We start from the raw sequence: 18,001 nt of genomic DNA on the forward strand, positions 1-18,001 counted from the left end.
AAAGCATGAGTTCACCTAACATCACTGAACCATTCTTGTTACAAAGCTTGGAGCAACTCATGAGGAATTTGATCACGCAAATCATGAAATTCGGAGTCGTCGGCGTTATCGCTTTCGTCATCGATTATGGGGTCATGGTGCTGCTTACTGAGGTATTCAGCATACCCCCCGTCGCCTCTGCCACGGTCTCGTTTATCGTTTCCGTTGTTTTCAACTACCTCGCGAGCATGAAGTATGTCTTCAGTCACAAGAGCGATATGAGTCGAAAGCGCGAGTTTGCAATCTTCATCGCCCTCTCAGTCGCAGGCTTGCTTATAAATGATGCAATCATGTGGGCGGGCACCGAGATCGCATCCATCGATTACCGAATTGTCAAGATCGCGGCAACGGCAATCGTGATGGTATGGAACTTCATTACCAGGAAGATCTTCCTCGACGGCGGAGATGCCGGAGGAGATGCAGAAAAACAGTAAGCCTCTTAATCCCGCAACAACAGATTCACCCTAAACCCTACAAGCGCACCGCGGCGATATGTGGTGCGCCTGTAGTTTCACCGAGAGCAGCCTACCTTTTGCTGACAATATATTTATAGTTCTTGACATACACTCTGTTGTAAGGGGTTTTGGTGCGAGCTGCATTGACTCAAGAAAATACAAAGCAATTCGGCAAATTCGCCATTGTTGGACTAACGTCACTGGCTGTCGACTACGCGCTCCTCATGTTTTTAGTAGAAGCGTGCGAGGCAGACCTGTTCTTCAGCACCACGGTATCGTTTATCGTTTCCGTGATAATCAGCTATGTCCTGAGTATGAGATACGTTTTCGACCATCGCGAGGGCATGAGCCGCAAGCGCGAGTTCACTATCTTCGCCATCCTTTCAGCCGTGGGGCTTGGCCTGAACGATCTGTATATGTTTGTCGGGGTTACCATGCTCAATATTGGTTACCAGGCAATGAAACTCATCTCGACGTTTTTGGTGACGTGGTACAACTTCTTCTCACGCAAGAAGTTTCTCAGCAACAACTAATAACAATCCCCGGCATCGTGGCCATCACCAAGCCACACCTCATTTGGCTTCGAATAAGCCGGGCATCCTCAAGGACGCATTCAAGCGCGTGGATATCTCAAAAGGTATCCACGCGCTTGTCTTTCAACTAAGCCTCGCCCGCGAAGGCAGCGCAATCCTCACGCGCTTGCATCCAAGCTGCACGCACTTAAACAATGGTATCAGCGCGTATCGATTTAGGATGAAGCCAAGGCGCGACATATGTACGATATCCGCTGGTTGTCGCATGGTTTTGTAGCGCTCTCAAGGGTAGAATCTACCCAAGAGCCTAACCTTAAACGTGAACTTGAAACTCTATAGTTGCTTCACAATTCATCAAACTTGCAGGTAGCTGACTATCCTAAACCTTCAACTTGACCCTTAAAGAAGTCTAAGGTTCAAGTTCAACTCGAAGTCAGGTATATACTATGGCCTGCAAAAAGATTTCGCACGTTGTCTGCTATCGAAGGATACGTACATGCGCAATTATGGACATACTCACAAGGTTCTCGTTATCGGCGCTGCGTTGGCGTTCGCGCTTTCGGGTACCGCGCTGTGCCCTACAACCGCTCTGGCCGTTACCCAGGAGACTGAGGCACAGCTGACCGAGACCCAGAAAAAGCTTGAGGATTCCGCCGCCGCCTATGACAAGGCAACAGAGAATGTCGCGAAGCTCCAGGCCCAGATTGATGAGAACAATGCGCTTATCGCCGAGCTCGAGGCCAAGCTCCCCGAGCAGCAGCGCAAGGCCAGCCAGGTCATGCGCGATATGTACAAGTATGAAAAGGCATCCAATCCGTTCATGAGTTTCATCCTGAACTCCCAGTCCTTCGACGAGTTCTTCACCCAGATGGCTTACATGAACCAGATCAAAGATTCCAACACCAGCGCGCTCGAAGAGCTCAATGAAACCCAAAAGCAGCTTGAACAGACGAAGGTAGAGCTCGAGCAGGCAAAGGCCCAGGCAGACACAGAGGCCAAGGCGGCCTCCAACGCTCTTGCCGAGGCTCAGAAACTCCGCGAGGCCGCTCAAAAGAAAGCAGACGAGGAGGCCGCTTCCGAGCTTGCAGCGCTTCAGCAGGCATCCAGTGAGCTTGCTGGCGGCACCGAAGAGAGCTCATCAGTGGTCCTGCCCGACACGTCCGGCGTCAACTGGAACACCGACGAGGCCAGCTTTGTTGCCAAGTGGTCTGCACGCATCGATGCCTACCTTGCAGGCTCCCCTCTCGAAGGCTACGGCGCGACCTTTGCAGCCGCTGCCTGGAAATACGGTGTCGACCCCCGCTGGTCCCCCGCAATCTCCAACACCGAAAGCTCAAAGGGAGCCTATTGCTTCCGCGAGCATAACGCCTGGGGCTGGGGTGCAATCGACTTCTCAAGCTGGGAAGAAGCCATCGATACCCATGTGCGCGGACTTGCCCGCGGCTATGGCTACACGATTAGCGTTCAAGCGGCTAAGAAGTACTGCCCGCCCAATTGGTACCATTGGTACAACAACACGCTTTCCGAGATGCAGAAGATTTAATGAATAAGTTCGCGCAACAACAACAAGCGCGTTTAACTCTAGTTATTCGTTTTTAAGAGCGTATAACTCTAGTTAAAACAGCAGCTAGGGATACGCTTGGGATATTTTTCAGGTTTAGAACCGCCGCTGATTGGTATCACATCTAATACCAGTTAGCGGCGGTTGATTTGGATATATTCTATTCTGTTATGTATAAAAACAGCCCCTCCACCATACCGGCGAAGGGGCTTAATTTATGCGACCGCCACTTATCGAGCGAGAAAGAAAAGCCCCAGCGACCATCGCAGGGGCTGGTGATACGCCGACGGATTCGGCGGTTAGATGATAACACGGCACCGAATCGCGGCATAAAAAAACGGCCGATGGCACGTCTGCCACCGACCGATGCAGGTCTGGGTCCCTGCTACCCTCGCGCTCTACCGCCCCCACCGCAGCGCGTCATCGGCGGTGGCGGTGCGGCCCATGTAGTTGAGCCGCGTGCCTAGGGAGATTATACGCGATGCCGCTCACCCAATCGCGGCACAAAAAAACGCCCCTCCCCACCGCGATGGTGGAGAGGGGTGAATCGTGTCTACAGTTTCAGCGCGTTCGCGAGCATCGCCGCCACCTCTGCGCGGGTCGCGGTGTCGTTCGGTCGCAGCTTGTCGGCGTTTCCGCTCAGGATGCCAGCGCGGACGGCCTTGTCGAGCGGGTCGATGTACCATGCCTCAGCGTCTAGGTCGGTGTACTTCTTCAGCGCGTCGGGCAGTGGCTTGTCCCCCGTGTAAACGGGGCGCATGACGTCCTGTACCACAGACCAATCGCGGGTGCGGCGAGCGACCACGCCGCCGTTGCCCTGCGAGCCGGATGCGCCGCTGGACGTGTTGCCCTCGATGGTCTGGATGTAGTTCCCCTTGTTCAACTCCACGAAGCCCACGTGGTCGTTCGCGCCGTCGCGCGAGCCGGGCCAGTCGAAGATGACGATATCGCCGGGCTGCGCGCTCATCTTGGACACGATCATCCCAGCGTTTGCGCACGCGTTTCGGAGCGTTGTGCATGACGCCGTGGGCATGCCGGGGACGGTCATCCCCGCTTTGTCGAGCACCCACCACACGAACATGCAACAGTAGGGCACGCCTGAGTTGCCGTAGTACGAGTTGCCCACCTTCTCGGCGAAGGCGCGCCCGTACTTGGTGCCAGCCTGCGGGTCATCCCAGCGGGAGTAGCCGACCTCGCCCGCTGCGATGGACAGCACCTTGTTAGCGCTCGCCATAATCGACCACCTCCACCTCTGCCACGTCTCCTACGTCCGTTGAGTCCTGCGCTTCGATTTGATTCTTCTCTTCGCTGGTAAGCTCTGCCATCTTTTCCGCCTACTTCCGCGCCGTGACGGCGCTGAGTCCGAGAATTGAGCCGAACAGCGTGGTAAGCGCCAGGCACACCTTCGTCACCTCGTCCGCGCACGGAAGCTCCAACATCGCGTAGAACGTGCCGACGGCTGGGATGCCCAGCACGCCCAGCCACTTCAGCACGTCGTAGAGCCACGCGGGGAGCCAATACCTCATGTAGTCCTTGACCTCCACCTCGTCCGGGATGTCCGGCAGCTCCAGCTTGGTGGTGGTGGAGGGGTCTTGCTTCTTAGTCGTAGTCATATGTCCTCCTAGTCTTCAATCGGCAGCTCGCACAGGCGCTTGTACATCGCCGTGCCGCCGCCGTTGCCGCCGTATTCATCGTGGTAGAGGTGGTACATGCGGTCGAGGTCGCGCCGCTCGGCTGGGCGCATAGGCTCGCCCTTGCCGATGTGGACGTGAAACTCGTCTTTAATTCGGTAGTAGAGCAGCAGCTGCAGGACGGAGTGCTCGGCGTCGATGGCTTCTTGCAGCTCGCGCTTGTTCTCCTCACGGTCGCGCTTGGCGTTGCGGATGCCCTGCGCGGCGGCACCGAGCGCGAGCGACACCACCATCAGCAGGACTTGGTATGCCAGGTCTCCCATGTCCACTGGCATCCCTCCCCTCGGGGTCGTTGGTGATAAAAAAAGCCCCCGCCAAGCTGATGACGGGGGCATGCGTTCGTCGCTGGTTGATGCGCTAGGCGTTGTCAGCCGCCAGCATCTCCTCGACCTTCTTCTTCCACAGGCTGGGCACCTTCTCAATCGTCCAAGTGCCTGCGTGGATCATGTTGTAGTAGAGCTTTGCCATTTCTAACTCCTTAAAATCGCTTGCCAGACCCTATGCCTAGCAATTTGTCAAATCGGATACCGCCACGCCCAGCTCGGCTGCGGCGGTCTGGGTATCGGACGCCAGAGCGCCGAGTTCGGCGATTGCGTCGGTGTTGGTGGAGACGGCTGCTCCGAGTTCGGCCACCGCGCCCTCCACGTCCGCGCCGCACCGCTCGGTGGAGTCAACGTAGACCTCCACGCTGGCATCATCGCTTGCGTTGATGACGATGTTCATGGGTCAATCCTTTCTATCCCTTGGCGCTTTCCAGCGCCTCTACACGGACGGTCAAATCAGCCACCATGCCGCCAAGCTCGGCAACAGCCGCCTGCGTGTCGGTGCCGTCGCTGATTGCCTGCGACGCGATGACGCCCAGCTCGGCGGCAGCGCCCTCGGTGTCGGTGGCCCTCTGCTGCGCTGCGTCGGCGGTGTCCTGCGCCGCGTCAGCCGCCTTCTTTGCAACGGCGAGGTTGGTCTCCAGCGCCTTGATGCTCTCGGCGGTCTGGGGGTCGAGGGCACGCGCGGTGTGGAGCGCGATGTAGCCGTCCTCCTGCTTCACGGCGGCAACGACCTTATGGCCGTCCATCGCGGCCACGTCATCGCCCGCGTCGGTGGTGACCTTGAGCGCCTGTCCGTCCAAAGCGACCGCCGTGGCGAGGTCGGTGTCGAGGATGAAGCACGCGGAATCGCCGTCGATCGCGTAGCTGATGAGCGTGAGTTGGTTTAGTTTCATGGTTGCTCCTTTCGGATGGTGGAGGTATTCGGTTGGTGGAGGTGGAGGTGCTAGCGGTAGCCGACAACGTGGATAATGTCAGCATATTGCCCATCGAGCACGATTGAGAATCCATTGATAACGTCGTTCTTGATGGTTACGGTGACGTTGCCGTAGTCTTCTTGAATGGTCGCGGTCGCTCCGACTTTCGCTTGCAGCGTCATTCTGCTGATTTTATAATTGCCCATTCCAATCATGCAACGGACGTCCACATCGAACCGCTGAAAGTCGCTCAAGTTGCCGTAGCGCGAGACATTGCTAGACGCGTTGCTGCCGTCCGCTAGCAACGTCTCAGGGAGATACCCCCCCCCATCAGCTTCTCGACCACCGCTTTTAGGTTCGCCGCGCTGATAGGTTGCTCAGATGAGATTGCCATTTGGCACCTCCGGTTTATTTGGTTTGGTTTGGTTGGTTAGAGTTTGAAGCCAATGGCGGCAACGAAGTAGTAATCGCTGCTAGACCCGCTGCCCTTGAACGTGAGCTGCGTGCCGTTGGTAACGGTGACTTCCACGCCAGTGTTTGTGTATTTGATATCTTTCTTGCCGCGATGAAATGCGAAGAACGTGTTGTCGTGGCCGCCCTTGCTCGTTCTTTGACAAATGTTGAAGAATGCGATGAAATCGTAGTTCTCGATGCTGTCGGAGAGCGTCCCGCTGAAATTGCGGCCGGCGTTGCTCGGGGCTTCGATTAGTAGCTTAGCTTTCAGGAGCGACCCCCCCGTCAGCCCATCGAGCGCCGCCTTGAGGTTGCCAGCGCTGATTGGCTGGTCGGAATTGATAGACATGGTGGATACCTCCGTTATCTTGGTGGATGACTTAATTCCTATAATCGCGGCGATTTTGGAGCCAGCGCCGCCGTAACGGTTGTTACTGAATATCTTCCATCTACCGTCTGGCAACAGCGTGAACTTGTATCCGCCGTCATTGATGTTGTACCTCCATTGGTAGTAGCCGTCCTTCATATCTGATTTGAGGACAAGCTCGCTTCCGATGGTTGCGTCTGCAGGCACGATGACGATGGCTCTGTACCCCTCCATATCAATCGTCACGGTACTGCTTGTGCCGCTCGTAATTGTGCCGGAGGTGTTGTTCTTCACACCGTAGTAGAGCACTCTAGCTTCTGGGATACCCCCCCCCACTTATTTTCAGCCGCTTGCATGGCTGCCTTGAGGTTGGAGGTGGAGATTGGTTGGTCTGGTGCGATTGGCATGTGCTCGCTCCTATCTGTAACCTATGACCCTGTGTATATGCAGCTGGTCGTACTCTTTCGAGCTGCTCGAATAGGTCGAGTGGTAGACCCGCTTACCATCGATACTCGCGACCCAACCATCCGCAGGGTTGTAACCGTTGATGAATATCGCGCAGCCGTCCCCCTCAGGCATGCTCACGTCCTGCGAGAGGAAGTAGAACGGGTCTGGGTCTTTGCCCGTCCGCTTCGTGGAGATCGAGAAGAACACGCGGATGAACTTGAAGTTTTTAACGTCCTCGCTCAGCGTGACGTCTGGGGAGCCTGTCTCATCGTGGTAAAGCTCCTTTGCTATGAGCACCCCCCCCGCCACGATTAAAGACTGCTTTAAGATTAGCCGCGCTAATCGGCTGCGCGTCTGACACTGCCATTTGATATCTCCTTTACGCTGTTCGCTTCCAGATGTACACGGATAGATAAGGCGGCATGTTGTTGTGGGGTTGGTCTCCACCAACGCTATCCGTACTCTGATATTCCGAACTGTTAAGCTTGCCGAATGAGATTGTGCTCGAATCAGAATCTTGAAACGAATAGCCTCTAATCGTATGGCTGTGGCTCGGCATCTCATCCACCGTCAGCTTATGCGTCTCCTCGCCGCCAGTGCTGCCAGCTGCATGCTTGGAATCAGCCGCGAAAAGGAACCTGCCCTGAATCTGCTGCCACGTGCCGCCGAACAAGGTGGAGGGGTTGGTGGAGTTCACGCTCATGTAGATGCTGCCCACGGGGTACATGCTATTTATGAGACCCCCCCCCGCTATCTTTTGCAAAAATAGCCTTCAAGTTCCCGATCGATACGGGCTGGTCATCACTGATTGGCATATGCGTCCTCCTAGATGATTCCTACAACTCTGATAACATTCACGCCGCTTGACTTGAATCCAGCACGATTGAATGTGATATGCGTGGTAGTGATGCCGGTCGCGTCTATCTTCACATCTCCGCTGGTAAACGGCACCTCGACAACGTAGTAGTGGTAAGTTTTGCTCGATATTTTATTTGCGTAGCTGATGCGGGCTATCCTGCATCCGCTCGCGTTGTACGTGCCCTCGCTCGCTCCATCCGCGTTGTAGAAAAGCTGCTTTTCCTGCGGGGTCGTTTTCTTGAGGTTGTTAATCGCGGTCGTAATCTGCGAACTCGTCCACGTCTTCGCCGAGTCGATTTGGCTTGTCACCCATGTTTTGAGGTTGTCTGTCAGCGCCTTGACGTTGGCAGAGCTGGTCGGCTCGTCACCCTGAATCGCCATAACCTCCACCTCCTTATTTGAGACCTAGGTAGGTCAGAAGCTCGTCATTGCTTGGGAAATTGAACACGGCCTTGCGCACACCGTCTATCGTGGTCTGCCCCGTGCCGCCGTGCGCCACGTCAAGCGCCGCTAGCGTGTTGCCCAAGCCCATCGCGTTGCGGTGAGCGGCGGGGTCGCTGATATGCTGTGGCTGGACGGATTTCTGCATCAGCTTGGCGGGGCCGACCGATGAATTGGCCAGCTTATCCGTTGTGACCGCGCCGCTCTCAAGCTTGGCGGTGGAGACGGCGCCAGCCACCAGCTCGGCGGTGCCCACGCTGCCGTCTGCCATCTTGTCAGCCGTGACGCTATTCGCCGCGAGTTTCGCGCTGGTGATACCGCCGTCCTTGACCTGCAATTGCTGGCTCGCATTTCGCGAGATCGTGGTGCCGTCAACCTTGACCTCGGCTTGCGCGATCAACTCGTTGACCTTTTCATCCGTGCCGTCATACGATACGAAGCCGCCAGTTGCGTCAACGATCGCGGCGTGCTTGAGCTGCAGACCGCCGTCCTTGACGCTGAGACGGTTGTCTTTGTTGGTAATCGTGATTTCGTCAGCAGATGGAACCACGTACGGCGCGAACTCCGCCGTGACATTCACATCGTTGCCAACGTACGTCACCACATCGATGAGCTTTTCGATAGCCGTGGCTCCACCGCCAGCGGGGATGGTCTCGGCGCTCTCCCCGGTGTTTCCGTAGCTATACAGGATTTCGCCGAGGTCGGGGTCTTTGGCATATAGACCCAGCTCGCGCCATTCGAAGTCCTGCGATTGTTCGCTGTTGTCGTACCTGCCGCCTACCACCGCCGCGCCGTTGCCCGTCACCTCGCACTTGGTGATTTCCATGGTCGCTTTAGGAGACACAACGGCGGTCATGTGCTCGGGCACTTGGCTGGATGGCATGTAGCCGTCACCCATGACGATGCGCGTGAACGTGATGCTGCCCTTGCTCGCCATGACCTTGGCGATTAGCAGGCTGCCAGCGTCCGTGATTGCGTTGACGTCAAATCCGCTCAAATCTCCACCTCCTTTTACTTGTGGTTGCTATAACCGAGGTCGATGGTGTCCGCGCTCGTGATGCGCGTGGAGATTCCCACGTGCGCGACCTGCGACCCCATCAGTCCAATTTCGATGCCGTCCAGCACGCTCGACTTGCGCTTGACCTTCTCGAGCATGGTTAGGAACAGGTCGAGGTTCTCCGCGACCGCGCTCGGGTCTGTTGTATAGACCTTGAAGTGGTGCGGCAGACCGCCGTACTCCGTCCATTCGCGCACCTTGCCCGTGCCGAAGTAGGACGCGACCACGCTCTCGACCGCCGCGACCGTGCCGAGCCGCATGTGTACCAGGTCGCTGTTGCGGATGAGGTCGCGCTTGGTTGCGATGCTCGCGCCGTCCTCCCACCACTGGATGTCGAGCGCCCACGCAAGCTCATCGAGCGCGGACTCCGGCAGCACGTCCAGCGCGTCCCAGATGGTCAGGCTCGCCAGCTGCGGGGCGGCGCGGGTTATGGAATCGTCCACACCCTGCGCCAGCGCTATGTCCGCTTCGTCCGCCTGCATCCATGACGGCAGCAGCCGCCGCATCTCTAGATCGCTGAGCCGCATCACGACCACCCCGCCGTGCGCTCGACCGTGTGCGTGGCTTTAGTTGTGCCGTTCCAATGCGCTACCTGCGTGGTGCCGACCGCCGTGTGGACGGGCTGCTTAACGTCGCAGCGCAACGCTCCCGCCTGCATGACGTACGTCTTGAGCACATCGGGATTGATGGCGCGACCAAGCACCTCGCACTGCTCGGACTTGTAGCGCTCGATGGCGCCGCCAGCCCCCTCCACCGCTTGTACCACGGTGGCTTCGTCCTCCACGGTGGTGGTATAGGAGAGCTGGATTCCGTAGTCCACGTAGGTCGGCTTCTCCACCGTCACCACATCGGTCATGGGGCGCACCGTGCGGTCGTTGACAGCGTTTGCTACCTGCTCCACCACGTCATCATCGGGCTGCCTGCCGCCCTCCATGAGCGGGACTACCTTGACTCGCCCGTCCATACGGCGCTGCACCGCGACCTCCACTGTGCTTTGAGACGCGAGGGAACCCGTAAGCGTGATGTCTAGCAGTGAATCTGCGTAGACGTACGTGAAGTCCGTGGCCCTGCCGTTGACGGTCAAAAGCTCGTCAGGCTCCAGCAGGTCTCCACCTATGTACACGTGGTTGTTCACCGGCTTGCACGTCTTTGTGTCGGTGTAGGTCTCTGAGAAAACAGCCACGTCCACGATGTCGGCGTTGGCGCTCATCGCGTGGTAGCGGTACGCCTGCTCGGGGCCAGCGGTGGAGAGCCTGTTCGGTGCCAGCTTGATGCGCTCGCGGTAGCGGTCATCGCCGTCCGTTGTGTAAGGCTCGCCGTCATCGCCGCCGCTCGTCACGGTCATGTTCTGCACGGCCTTGACGTAGGGCTGGAGGTCTACCAGCGTAGCCACATCTCCAACGAGGATGCCGTTGCCGACCTCGCCCGCCGTCTCGCATTCGGCGGGAGCGGTTCCCGTGAGCTGCCCCGCGTTTATGACGCATGCCGCCGTGGTTCTGAAATAGATCGTGCCGTCCGTGGTGACGCGCGTCATCGCGGGGATGGTGATAGCTCCAGTTTGCGCGGCACTCAGCGTGAACTTGAGCGTTGTGGTCGCTGGCGTAGCCGCGATGCGCTCCACGCCAAGGCGCTCGCCAAGCGCGTCAAGCACCTTGCCGCGAGCGTAGCGCAGGAATGTCTGGCGCGATGCGTCATTGGCCTTCGCTAGGTACGTTGCCAGAACCGCCACCAGCGCTTCGCCGAAGATTCGGCGTTCGTCACCGGGGTAGAGCGCTTCGCTAACGCCTTGCTCCAGATTGACCAGCACATCGCTGTAGATGGTGGAGGTATCCACGTCCACGAGATTGATTTCGTCTGCCATGCGAAACCTCCTTAGTCTGAGATTGAAAGCGTGACGGCGTTGTCCCCGTCCATTCCATCGGTCAGCACATCGAGCGTCACGTCATCGACTACAACGCGCGGCTCGTAAGATTCGACCACCCACTGCGCGTCAGGCCGCACCCTCCACCTCTCCGTGGATGGCAGGTCTATGAGCGCACGGTCGATGCCCTTGGCACGCGCGTACGGCACCTCGCCGCGCACGATGCGGACTAGGTTCAACGCGCACACCTGCGGCCTTCCGTTACCGGTTGAAAGCATGCTCATCACATCCCCGCGTTGGTCGGAATCTTGCCAGCCGCCTGAGAGGTGGAGGGGCCTACGCTCACGGCGCTGGTCGCGGTCTGCTCGAAGATGCCGGGCTTGAGTTCGGTTGCCGCGCCCTTCTGGGCTTTAAGTCCAGATGCTTCTTGGGCGTATTCCTCAAACTTGAGCGAAATCTTGCACTCTTGGAAATTGCCCGAGCCGTCCATGATGATGTCGCTGCAATCGGCGCTGGTCAGCAGGAACAAATCGCCTAGGAACTTGCGACCGCCCAGATAGAACGGCGCGTACGTGCCGACCAACCTCCGCCATGCACCATACACGGAGCGCGGGTCTTCTCCCGTGGCACCGCGATTGACGGTGTAGTCCACATCGATGGTCATGAGGTCGAAGGCCACCGTCTGCGTTGCCGGCTCGCCCTCTTTCTCCTCGTTGCGCTCGACCGACACGGAGCGCTTGGCGGCTATTGATTCGAGCGGTTTTATCTGGTCGGGCGAAATCTCCCACCGTATGCCCGACCATTCGGCTTGCACGCCCATGGCGGCACCTCCCGATTTCTAAAACGAAGCGATATAGGCGTTTCAGAACGTTTTAATTGCGTTTTTCGCAGTTTTTTGCCCTGAAACGCGATTAAACCGCTGATTTCGGTTGTTTTGGTTGCGTTTAATGCGGCGTGCCGGTCTCGCCGTGGACGCCCGAGTGCGTGTGTCCCTTGAAGCTCACTCCGCCGATCGTCACGTCCGTGGGGACGCTCGCCGACCACTCGCCGTCCGCTCGGCACAGGACGATTCCCGTGCCGTCCGCGAACTTGGCGCACACCACCTCATCGCCGACGTTGAGCGGGCACATGCCGCCGCGCATCGAGAAGTGGAGGGGGAACGGTCGCGTGACCACGCCATCGGCCACCAGCGGCAGGACGCTCGCGGTCGAGCCGTCCAGCGTGGATACGCGAGCCTTGAAGATGGGCGGGATTTCTGCCATATCAGTACCCTTCCAATGGTTTAGTGAGCCAAATCTTGCAGCGGCTGTCGTAGTAGTCGTGCCGCATCGCTTTGACGAATGCCTTGCCGTCCCAGCTCGCCGCCTTGTCGGCGTGGAGGGTCAGCACGGAGCCAGCCGCATATTGCCTGAGCATGCTATCCGTGCGTATGGTCATCTCCACCGCATCGCGGTTGGCTTCGCGGAGCAGACCCTTGGCGAATCTGGACGCTTCCGCAACGTTGCTAATCCGTCCCTGGATGACACGGTTAAGGCTCTTACCTTGTCCAACCGTGAAGGTGGAGGTGGTGGAGCCGTCCGTGACGGTGCATGAACCGTAAGCGAGGTTGCTGTCATCGCGGAACGTGTAATCAAGTCCCGCGCGTATCTCCACCTCGCCGTTCGATTCCTGCGATTCCATCCACGGTGCGCTGTAAGCGATGAGCTTGCCGTCGAAGATGATGAGCGCGGCGCTCTCAAGCGTTAAGCGCCTGTTCAAAAACGCCAAATCGCTCTCGTTGTCCTGTTCAACGTAGGCGTACTCTGGATTGTCCAGTCCGTAGCTCTCCCACTCCATGCCGTTAGTCCGCGCTATCTCGCTGACCAGTTGCAGCAGACGGACGCGCTGCCACGATCTGTTGCGGCGCTCGCGCATCGACTGCGGCGCGGGGTACGCCGTGACCTGCATCTGGCTTGACTTAGGCGTGACGTGCGCGATGTACATCTTGCCAGTGCGGGCGGCACCGTCCTTAATCTCGATGGTGTCACCCGCCTTGGGGTTCCACTTGTCCCATGTGCCGTTAATGTCTCCGAAGTCCACTTGCAGGCTGTCCATCGCGCCATATGCTCGCATGTCGTGCCAGCAGCGGCCTACGCTAATCTCCGGATAGATGTCCACGCCCTCGTATATGACCTGCATAGGCTATCGCCGCCAAGGTGGCAGCGTGTCGGGAGTCTCCACCGTCTCCACCAGCGGCAGGCGGATGGTCTCGCCGCCATCGAAGAGCAGCACGTCTATGTAGTCGGGGTTCTCCTGCGCGATGACGTGAGCCATCGTCTCGGTGCCGTAGGCTTGCGCCGCCAAGAGGTCGAATGAATCCCCTTGCCTGCACACGTAGGCCTTGTAGCCCTTGACCTCCACCTTGCGATTAGACATAGGCAGCCTCCTCGCGCCGCGCGAGCGCATCCATAACAAAGTCCATGAAATCGCCCTCGCACTGCATGATCGCGGCCACGATGTCATCCTTGCTCGCGTTGCCGCGAACTATCACGTTCGGCGAGAACGTCATACCGCTGAGGTCGTAGCTGACGGAACCTCCACCGCCACCAGAGGAGGTGGAGGAAGAGCCACCGGAGCGAGCGCCGAGCATATGTCCCGCCATCGCCCAGTACCTGAGGTTTTGCGCACGGTAGGCGGGGTTAAACGAAATGACCGCTTCGGTTGGGTAGCGCGGGTCTTCGCCGGCGATGGACGGGCCAGCCGTGAATCCGCCGGTTGCGAAGCCAAGCAGGCCGCCGATGCCTCCGATGATGCTTCCGCCGATTTCCGCGAGCTTCGCGGCAGCTCGTCCAGCAAGGCTGATGATGGAGCCGAGAGCGCCCAACACCGGCTGTATCGCGTTGAACAGGCCGATGAAGAAGCTGGCAGCGGACTGGATGGGGCCGTACATGGACGCTATAGCGCTGTTGACGGCTGGCATGACCTGGCTTGCAACCGTTGTGAAGATGCCTCGCACGCTGTTCACTACGCCGAGCACGCCGTTGAAAGCTCCTATCAGCCCCATGACGATAGGCAGCACCGCCTGGATCACGGGCGTGAGGAACTGAACAGCGCTCGTGAGCATGGGGAGCACGGCAGATGCGATGTTCGCGATGACGGAGGCTATAGGCGTGATGTAGTTGATGAGCGGAGGAAGTATCGCGGTGGCTATCGCCGAAATCAACGGGATGATGTTCGATATGGCCGAGAATAGCGGGGGCAGAACCGCATTAGCCAGATTCGTAAGAGGAGGTCCCACGGCTTCTATGACCGGCTTAATGGATTCCATCGCGCTGGACAAGGCCGACATGACGCCGCCGGCGTCGATGTTCGGGAGCTGTATTCCGAGAGACCCGAGCGCCGACACGGCCATGTTCCAAGCCCCCGCGAGCGCTTCGGATAGCACGGGCGCTATCTTGGAAGCAGCCCCGGCGAGCATATCCGGAAGCGATTCCATCATCTGCCCCGCGATCTGGTTGATGCGCGGCAGAACGTTCTTCGCCACGTTGTCTATGGACTTCACGAGGTTGTCGGTCAGCTGGGACATGTCGGCGTCCTCGTTGCCAAGACCAGTGAGCCAGTTGCTCCACGCCGCCTTCATCGAGTTCACGGAACCCTCGATGGTCGTAGCCGCCTCGTCTGCGGTGGCACCCGTGATTCCAAGGTTCTCCTGAACCGCGTGGATAGCCTTGATGACGTCACCGAAATTCTCGGGGTCGAGCGCTTCGCCCGTAAGCTTCGAAGCGTCAGCGACAAGCTTCTCCATCTCCTCCTTCGTGCCGCCGTAGCCGAGGCGCAAGTTGTCCAGCATCGCGTACGAGCCGCGCATGAGCGATTGGTACGTCGCCTGCACGGTCTCGATGTCGGTGCCCATGCGGTTGGCGTTGTCGGACATGTCCTTGATTGCCATATCTGCACGGTCAACCGCCGCATGCGTATCACCGCCGAGCGACTTCATGAGCGACGCGGAGAAGGACGTCACCTGGTCGAGGTATGCGTTTGACGAGATGCCTGCGGTTGCGTACGCATCGTCCGCGAGCCCTTGGATATACGGGTAGATCTCGTCACCCATGATGGCCTTGACGCCGCCCGACAACTGCTCGAAGCTCGCGTAGCTCTTTAAAGAAGCGGTGCCTATCGCGGCGGCGGCGGATGCTGCCGCTCCGGCTACGGCGGTTGCCGCCTGTGCCGTGACCTTCAGCGCCGCCCCACCCATGTTCATCAGCCGCTTGTTTGCCGAGCTGGTCATCTTCTCGGCTTTGTTGAGAGCAGCGCTAACGGACGGATCCATCTTTCCGAGCAGCTTGATGGTGGCTTGCAGCTCCCTGCCCTTGCCCATCTCGTCCACCCCCTATGCTGTTATCAATGTCGGCGGCGCGGAGACCTGAACTTTTGCCGCGATTGCTCCGCCTTAATCTTCTTTTCGATTTGCTTCTGCTCCTCCTCGGCGTCCTCCACCGCTTCTGATAGCTCGCGGAAGAAGTCGAGCATTCCCATCTGCCTTATTTCGCGGGGGCTTTCGTTGAAGCATTTTGCGTAGGCTCGGACTCCTCGCCTGACTGATCTAGCGTCAGGCCCTCCAAGGCGCCCAAGGTAAAAAAACGTCCAGCCGCCGACATGGCCATCGCATCTTTAAGGCACAGACGGTCGAGGTCGGTGGAGTCGAGCGATTGGTCGGCTGCCATGGCCGCTTGGTAAGCGACCTGCAGATGCAGCGCCGAATCGTTCTCTGACATGATGATGCCGATGTTGCCCTTGTGGCACTTGGCCGCCGCATCGGTGGCAGCCAAGAAGCCCTCCACCGTCACCGAATCAAAGTCGAGGTCGATGTGGTCGCGCTCGGCGCCGTTGACGGCCAGGGGCTTGGACAATTTGACTGTTTGCACGATTAGCTCCTTAAAAAAGGAGGGGCGTCCCGAACAAGTGAGACGCCCCAGATGGTCTATGAGGTGGTGGAGGGATTAGAGCAGCTCCACCACTGCGCTGCCGTAGTCCGTGCCGTTCGCGCGGAAGATGTCGTTGAGCTGGTCGATGAGGAACATCTCCTCGCCGTCCACGAACAGCTGGTAGCGGGTGACGCCAAGCGTCAGCTCGTTTTCCTGTGCGCTGCCGACCTCCACGGATAGACCTGGGATGGTCTTGGGAGTGGCGCGCATGAACGCCTTGCAGCCGACCGTGCGCGAGGTGCCATCGTTGGATAGCACGTCCTGCGCCCAGCGCACCTCCACGTTGTGCGTTCCGAAGGCCACGGCCTTCTTCATACCTGCGTCGGGGCCAGCGAGGGTCACGGTAGCCTCCATCGCCTCCACCTGCGCGGGGATGGGGATCTCCACCGTGCCGCCAGCCTTGAGCTCGGAGGTAACGGGGGTGACCTCGGGCAGGGTCACGGTGGCGTTCTTCGCGACCAGAGCACCGTCCACGTAGACGGTGTTGGCAGCGACAGCGCCTACGATGTCGAGCCATGCCATTATGCTTCACCTCCGAAATAAGCGGAAAAGCCTTCGTCCGTGTAGGAGACGTAGGCCGTGGCGGACTTGAGCGGCGGGGTCGGCGTGACCTGCATGTCCCAACGGAAATCGCCGTTCATGAGGTTGCTCACGGGGTTCTCGGCTTCCTCGAAGTAGATTTTCGGCTTGCCGATGAGTGCGCCGACCGTCACGTAGGCGTCCAGCTTCTCCTGCTCGCGGTTCACGATGCGGTCTTTGAGTGCGCGGGTCATGGGGCCATCGATCTCGGGAGACCATTCCGCCTGGAATCCGTTGGTGATGTGCATGAGCATGCGCATCGAGGTCGCGAAGATGGCGCGGGCGTCCATGGTGGGGTCATCGAAAGCGTAGGCTGCGGTGTGGCTGCCCCACAAGACCCACTCCCCCGCCCAGCCGACCACGGTGGTGATGCCGTGCTCGTTCAGGCTATTCGCCGTCTGCTGGTCAAATCCGCGGTTCTTGGAGTTGTCCCCAAAGAACTGTTTGACCACGGGAACGGCCTTGTTGGAGCAGGATTCGAACGGCACGCCCTTGTGCTCTTGGTCGATTTGCTGGGATGCGGCAACGACCAGAGAAGACAGATGGAAGCGGCGGTCGGACTTGTCCACGGCCATGGGCCAGCAGACGATGGAGCGCTCGGAATCGAATCCGTTCTTGGCCTTCCAGTCCTGCGCCTTCGCGATGGTGTCCACTGCCTGCTTGGACGAATCGACCACGGGAAGGTCAGCCACTACCATGGCGTCCCAGTGGCCGTTGATTTTCTGCGCGGCGGACACGAGCGCTGCGTACACGTCCTTGTCCTGAGACCAGCCGGGCGCGGCGATGAGGTTGGGCACCACGAACAGGTTCTGGTAGACCAGACGCAGAGCCGCGATGCCGCTGTACTCGCCGGTCTCGGACGCCATGCCGATGACATCGGCGGAATCAACGGTGGAGCCGTCCATCTCGGTGTAAGTCACCTTGATGTTGCCGTCAGCGATGGTATCGCCGACCTTGCTGATGACGACCGTCTGCGCCGTGGCGTTGTAGAGGTAGTCCACGGTGTAGTCCGTGCCCTCGTTGTACGTGGTTGAGCCAGCCTCGTTCTTAACCTTGAGCGTGTCGAGCACGATGGTGTCGCTCGTGAAGCTCGCGCGACCCTTGGCCATGGCGATGGTCTTCTCGGTCTCGGGAGACTTCTTGTGCTGCGCGGGGTCGAGCACGTTGATGACGTAGATCGGGCCTACGCCGTCTCCACCGTTGTCAAAATGCGCGGCGATGGCTTCGCATAGCGTGTAGCTCGCGAAATCTTGGCTGTAGCCGACCTTGGCCTTGGCGTCGGCCAGCGAGGTAATCTTGACGGGGTTGTTCACCACGTCCTTACCAGCGTAGCCGCGCACCAGACCCACGGGCGCAGTGCCGATGTAGACCGGCACCGTCTCGGACGTGACGGTCTTCTTGACGATGCTCGCATCGATGTGGCCGTAGGCTCCGTGCAGATAGGTATCTGCCATT

26 protein-coding genes are annotated in these 18,001 nt (G+C 58.8%); 3 read left to right on the forward strand and 23 right to left on the reverse strand.

Going from position 1 to position 18,001, the window contains the following annotated elements; all coding sequences use genetic code 11:
- The first annotated feature begins 59 nt into the window (after positions 1 to 59).
- The 3 genes from HMPREF9452_RS01885 to HMPREF9452_RS01895 all read left to right on the forward strand — a co-directional run bounded on the left by HMPREF9452_RS01885 (position 60) and on the right by HMPREF9452_RS01895 (position 2,570).
- A complete protein-coding gene (locus HMPREF9452_RS01885) occupies positions 60 to 473 on the forward strand; it encodes a GtrA family protein (protein WP_009140397.1) in 414 nt (137 codons plus the stop codon).
- 152 nt (positions 474 to 625) lie between these two features.
- Positions 626 to 1,027, forward strand: coding sequence for a GtrA family protein (locus HMPREF9452_RS01890; RefSeq protein ID WP_009140398.1), 402 nt, complete (start codon positions 626 to 628; stop codon positions 1,025 to 1,027).
- A gap of 496 nt (positions 1,028 to 1,523) precedes the next feature.
- Entirely contained in the window at positions 1,524 to 2,570 is a 1,047-nt protein-coding gene (locus HMPREF9452_RS01895; RefSeq protein ID WP_009140399.1) for a coiled-coil domain-containing protein, read from the forward strand.
- A 571-nt stretch (positions 2,571 to 3,141) separates the two neighbouring features.
- Here HMPREF9452_RS01895 and HMPREF9452_RS01900 read toward each other — a convergent pair.
- The 23 genes from HMPREF9452_RS01900 to HMPREF9452_RS02010 form a co-directional block, all read right to left on the reverse strand.
- Positions 3,142 to 3,822, reverse strand: coding sequence for a CHAP domain-containing protein (locus tag HMPREF9452_RS01900; RefSeq protein WP_009140400.1), 681 nt, complete (start codon positions 3,820 to 3,822; stop codon positions 3,142 to 3,144).
- 100 nt (positions 3,823 to 3,922) lie between these two features.
- On the reverse strand, positions 3,923 to 4,201 hold the full coding sequence (locus HMPREF9452_RS01905) for a phage holin (RefSeq protein WP_009140402.1): 279 nt from the start codon (positions 4,199 to 4,201) through the stop codon (positions 3,923 to 3,925).
- Between the two features lie 8 nt (positions 4,202 to 4,209).
- Positions 4,210 to 4,542, reverse strand: a complete 333-nt coding sequence (locus HMPREF9452_RS01910; RefSeq protein ID WP_147568197.1) for a hypothetical protein — start codon at positions 4,540 to 4,542, stop codon at positions 4,210 to 4,212.
- Between the two features lie 94 nt (positions 4,543 to 4,636).
- Positions 4,637 to 4,747, reverse strand: a complete 111-nt coding sequence (locus HMPREF9452_RS12250) for a CD1375 family protein (RefSeq protein ID WP_009140404.1) — start codon at positions 4,745 to 4,747, stop codon at positions 4,637 to 4,639.
- Between the two features lie 36 nt (positions 4,748 to 4,783).
- The gene (locus HMPREF9452_RS01915; protein ID WP_009140405.1) at positions 4,784 to 5,002 is read right to left on the reverse strand and encodes a hypothetical protein; all 219 of its coding nucleotides are present in this window, start codon (positions 5,000 to 5,002) and stop codon (positions 4,784 to 4,786) included.
- Positions 5,003 to 5,015: 13 nt separating this feature from the next.
- Positions 5,016 to 5,498, reverse strand: a complete 483-nt coding sequence (locus HMPREF9452_RS01920) for a hypothetical protein (RefSeq protein ID WP_009140406.1) — start codon at positions 5,496 to 5,498, stop codon at positions 5,016 to 5,018.
- 50 nt (positions 5,499 to 5,548) lie between these two features.
- Entirely contained in the window at positions 5,549 to 5,734 is a 186-nt protein-coding gene (locus HMPREF9452_RS01925) for a hypothetical protein (protein WP_009140407.1), read from the reverse strand.
- Between the two features lie 215 nt (positions 5,735 to 5,949).
- A complete protein-coding gene (locus HMPREF9452_RS01930; protein ID WP_040362108.1) occupies positions 5,950 to 6,648 on the reverse strand; it encodes a hypothetical protein in 699 nt (232 codons plus the stop codon).
- Positions 6,649 to 6,756: 108 nt separating this feature from the next.
- On the reverse strand, positions 6,757 to 7,083 hold the full coding sequence (locus tag HMPREF9452_RS01935; protein ID WP_009140411.1) for a hypothetical protein: 327 nt from the start codon (positions 7,081 to 7,083) through the stop codon (positions 6,757 to 6,759).
- Between the two features lie 82 nt (positions 7,084 to 7,165).
- The gene (locus tag HMPREF9452_RS01940; protein WP_009140412.1) at positions 7,166 to 7,513 is read right to left on the reverse strand and encodes a phage baseplate protein; all 348 of its coding nucleotides are present in this window, start codon (positions 7,511 to 7,513) and stop codon (positions 7,166 to 7,168) included.
- 98 nt (positions 7,514 to 7,611) lie between these two features.
- A complete protein-coding gene (locus HMPREF9452_RS01945; protein WP_009140413.1) occupies positions 7,612 to 8,025 on the reverse strand; it encodes a hypothetical protein in 414 nt (137 codons plus the stop codon).
- Positions 8,026 to 8,038: 13 nt separating this feature from the next.
- Positions 8,039 to 9,082 (reverse strand): hypothetical protein, encoded by a 1,044-nt coding sequence (locus HMPREF9452_RS11185; protein WP_009140414.1) that lies wholly within the window; start codon positions 9,080 to 9,082, stop codon positions 8,039 to 8,041.
- A 14-nt stretch (positions 9,083 to 9,096) separates the two neighbouring features.
- Positions 9,097 to 9,669: a phage tail protein I gene (locus HMPREF9452_RS01960; RefSeq protein WP_009140415.1), complete on the reverse strand. Its 573-nt coding sequence runs from the start codon at positions 9,667 to 9,669 to the stop codon at positions 9,097 to 9,099.
- On the reverse strand, positions 9,669 to 11,003 hold the full coding sequence (locus HMPREF9452_RS01965) for a baseplate J/gp47 family protein (RefSeq protein WP_009140416.1): 1,335 nt from the start codon (positions 11,001 to 11,003) through the stop codon (positions 9,669 to 9,671). Before HMPREF9452_RS01965 ends, HMPREF9452_RS01960 begins: the two co-directional genes overlap by 1 nt.
- Before the next feature lie 11 nt (positions 11,004 to 11,014).
- Complete coding sequence (locus HMPREF9452_RS01970; protein ID WP_009140417.1) at positions 11,015 to 11,287, reverse strand: hypothetical protein; 273 nt, start codon at positions 11,285 to 11,287, stop codon at positions 11,015 to 11,017.
- A complete protein-coding gene (locus tag HMPREF9452_RS01975; protein ID WP_009140418.1) occupies positions 11,287 to 11,823 on the reverse strand; it encodes a hypothetical protein in 537 nt (178 codons plus the stop codon). Before HMPREF9452_RS01975 ends, HMPREF9452_RS01970 begins: the two co-directional genes overlap by 1 nt.
- Positions 11,824 to 11,947: 124 nt before the next feature.
- Entirely contained in the window at positions 11,948 to 12,265 is a 318-nt protein-coding gene (locus HMPREF9452_RS01980) for a hypothetical protein (protein ID WP_009140419.1), read from the reverse strand.
- Between the two features lies 1 nt (position 12,266).
- Positions 12,267 to 13,181 carry a phage late control D family protein gene (locus HMPREF9452_RS01985; RefSeq protein WP_009140420.1) on the reverse strand — a complete coding sequence of 305 codons (915 nt, stop codon included), beginning with the start codon at positions 13,179 to 13,181 and terminating at the stop codon, positions 12,267 to 12,269.
- A gap of 3 nt (positions 13,182 to 13,184) precedes the next feature.
- Entirely contained in the window at positions 13,185 to 13,418 is a 234-nt protein-coding gene (locus HMPREF9452_RS01990) for a tail protein X (RefSeq protein ID WP_009140421.1), read from the reverse strand.
- Positions 13,411 to 15,360 (reverse strand): phage tail protein, encoded by a 1,950-nt coding sequence (locus tag HMPREF9452_RS11190; RefSeq protein ID WP_009140422.1) that lies wholly within the window; start codon positions 15,358 to 15,360, stop codon positions 13,411 to 13,413. The genes HMPREF9452_RS01990 and HMPREF9452_RS11190 overlap by 8 nt, the downstream gene beginning before the upstream one ends.
- 163 nt (positions 15,361 to 15,523) lie before the next feature.
- A complete protein-coding gene (locus tag HMPREF9452_RS02000) occupies positions 15,524 to 15,907 on the reverse strand; it encodes a hypothetical protein (RefSeq protein ID WP_009140424.1) in 384 nt (127 codons plus the stop codon).
- Positions 15,908 to 15,982: 75 nt separating this feature from the next.
- A complete protein-coding gene (locus HMPREF9452_RS02005; RefSeq protein ID WP_009140425.1) occupies positions 15,983 to 16,489 on the reverse strand; it encodes a phage major tail tube protein in 507 nt (168 codons plus the stop codon).
- Positions 16,489 to 18,000, reverse strand: coding sequence for a phage tail sheath family protein (locus tag HMPREF9452_RS02010; protein WP_009140426.1), 1,512 nt, complete (start codon positions 17,998 to 18,000; stop codon positions 16,489 to 16,491). Before HMPREF9452_RS02010 ends, HMPREF9452_RS02005 begins: the two co-directional genes overlap by 1 nt.
- Position 18,001 lies beyond the last annotated feature (1 nt).

This window comes from Collinsella tanakaei YIT 12063 (assembly GCF_000225705.1).
Lineage (GTDB): Bacteria > Actinomycetota > Coriobacteriia > Coriobacteriales > Coriobacteriaceae > Collinsella > Collinsella tanakaei.

Bases quoted from the DNA above. Each gene is read 5' to 3' on its own strand.
- HMPREF9452_RS01975 (WP_009140418.1), bottom strand. From the start codon at position 11,823: ATGGGCGTGCAAGCCGAATGGTCGGGCATACGGTGGGAGATTTCGCCC.
- HMPREF9452_RS01895 (WP_009140399.1), top strand. From the start codon at position 1,524: ATGCGCAATTATGGACATACTCACAAGGTTCTCGTTATCGGCGCTGCG.
- HMPREF9452_RS01900 (WP_009140400.1), bottom strand. From the start codon at position 3,822: ATGGCGAGCGCTAACAAGGTGCTGTCCATCGCAGCGGGCGAGGTCGGC.
- HMPREF9452_RS01915 (WP_009140405.1), bottom strand. From the start codon at position 5,002: ATGAACATCGTCATCAACGCAAGCGATGATGCCAGCGTGGAGGTCTAC.
- HMPREF9452_RS01980 (WP_009140419.1), bottom strand. From the start codon at position 12,265: ATGGCAGAAATCCCGCCCATCTTCAAGGCTCGCGTATCCACGCTGGAC.
- HMPREF9452_RS01885 (WP_009140397.1), top strand. From the start codon at position 60: ATGAGGAATTTGATCACGCAAATCATGAAATTCGGAGTCGTCGGCGTT.
- HMPREF9452_RS01905 (WP_009140402.1), bottom strand. From the start codon at position 4,201: ATGACTACGACTAAGAAGCAAGACCCCTCCACCACCACCAAGCTGGAG.
- HMPREF9452_RS01985 (WP_009140420.1), bottom strand. From the start codon at position 13,181: ATGCAGGTCATATACGAGGGCGTGGACATCTATCCGGAGATTAGCGTA.
- HMPREF9452_RS01940 (WP_009140412.1), bottom strand. From the start codon at position 7,513: ATGTACCCCGTGGGCAGCATCTACATGAGCGTGAACTCCACCAACCCC.
- HMPREF9452_RS02005 (WP_009140425.1), bottom strand. From the start codon at position 16,489: ATGGCATGGCTCGACATCGTAGGCGCTGTCGCTGCCAACACCGTCTAC.
- HMPREF9452_RS01990 (WP_009140421.1), bottom strand. From the start codon at position 13,418: ATGTCTAATCGCAAGGTGGAGGTCAAGGGCTACAAGGCCTACGTGTGC.
- HMPREF9452_RS02010 (WP_009140426.1), bottom strand. From the start codon at position 18,000: ATGGCAGATACCTATCTGCACGGAGCCTACGGCCACATCGATGCGAGC.
- HMPREF9452_RS12250 (WP_009140404.1), bottom strand. From the start codon at position 4,747: ATGGCAAAGCTCTACTACAACATGATCCACGCAGGCACTTGGACGATT.
- HMPREF9452_RS01960 (WP_009140415.1), bottom strand. From the start codon at position 9,669: ATGCGGCTCAGCGATCTAGAGATGCGGCGGCTGCTGCCGTCATGGATG.
- HMPREF9452_RS01945 (WP_009140413.1), bottom strand. From the start codon at position 8,025: ATGGCGATTCAGGGTGACGAGCCGACCAGCTCTGCCAACGTCAAGGCG.
- HMPREF9452_RS01965 (WP_009140416.1), bottom strand. From the start codon at position 11,003: ATGGCAGACGAAATCAATCTCGTGGACGTGGATACCTCCACCATCTAC.
- HMPREF9452_RS01910 (WP_147568197.1), bottom strand. From the start codon at position 4,542: ATGGGAGACCTGGCATACCAAGTCCTGCTGATGGTGGTGTCGCTCGCG.
- HMPREF9452_RS01920 (WP_009140406.1), bottom strand. From the start codon at position 5,498: ATGAAACTAAACCAACTCACGCTCATCAGCTACGCGATCGACGGCGAT.
- HMPREF9452_RS01970 (WP_009140417.1), bottom strand. From the start codon at position 11,287: ATGAGCATGCTTTCAACCGGTAACGGAAGGCCGCAGGTGTGCGCGTTG.
- HMPREF9452_RS11190 (WP_009140422.1), bottom strand. From the start codon at position 15,360: ATGGGCAAGGGCAGGGAGCTGCAAGCCACCATCAAGCTGCTCGGAAAG.
- HMPREF9452_RS01925 (WP_009140407.1), bottom strand. From the start codon at position 5,734: ATGATTGGAATGGGCAATTATAAAATCAGCAGAATGACGCTGCAAGCG.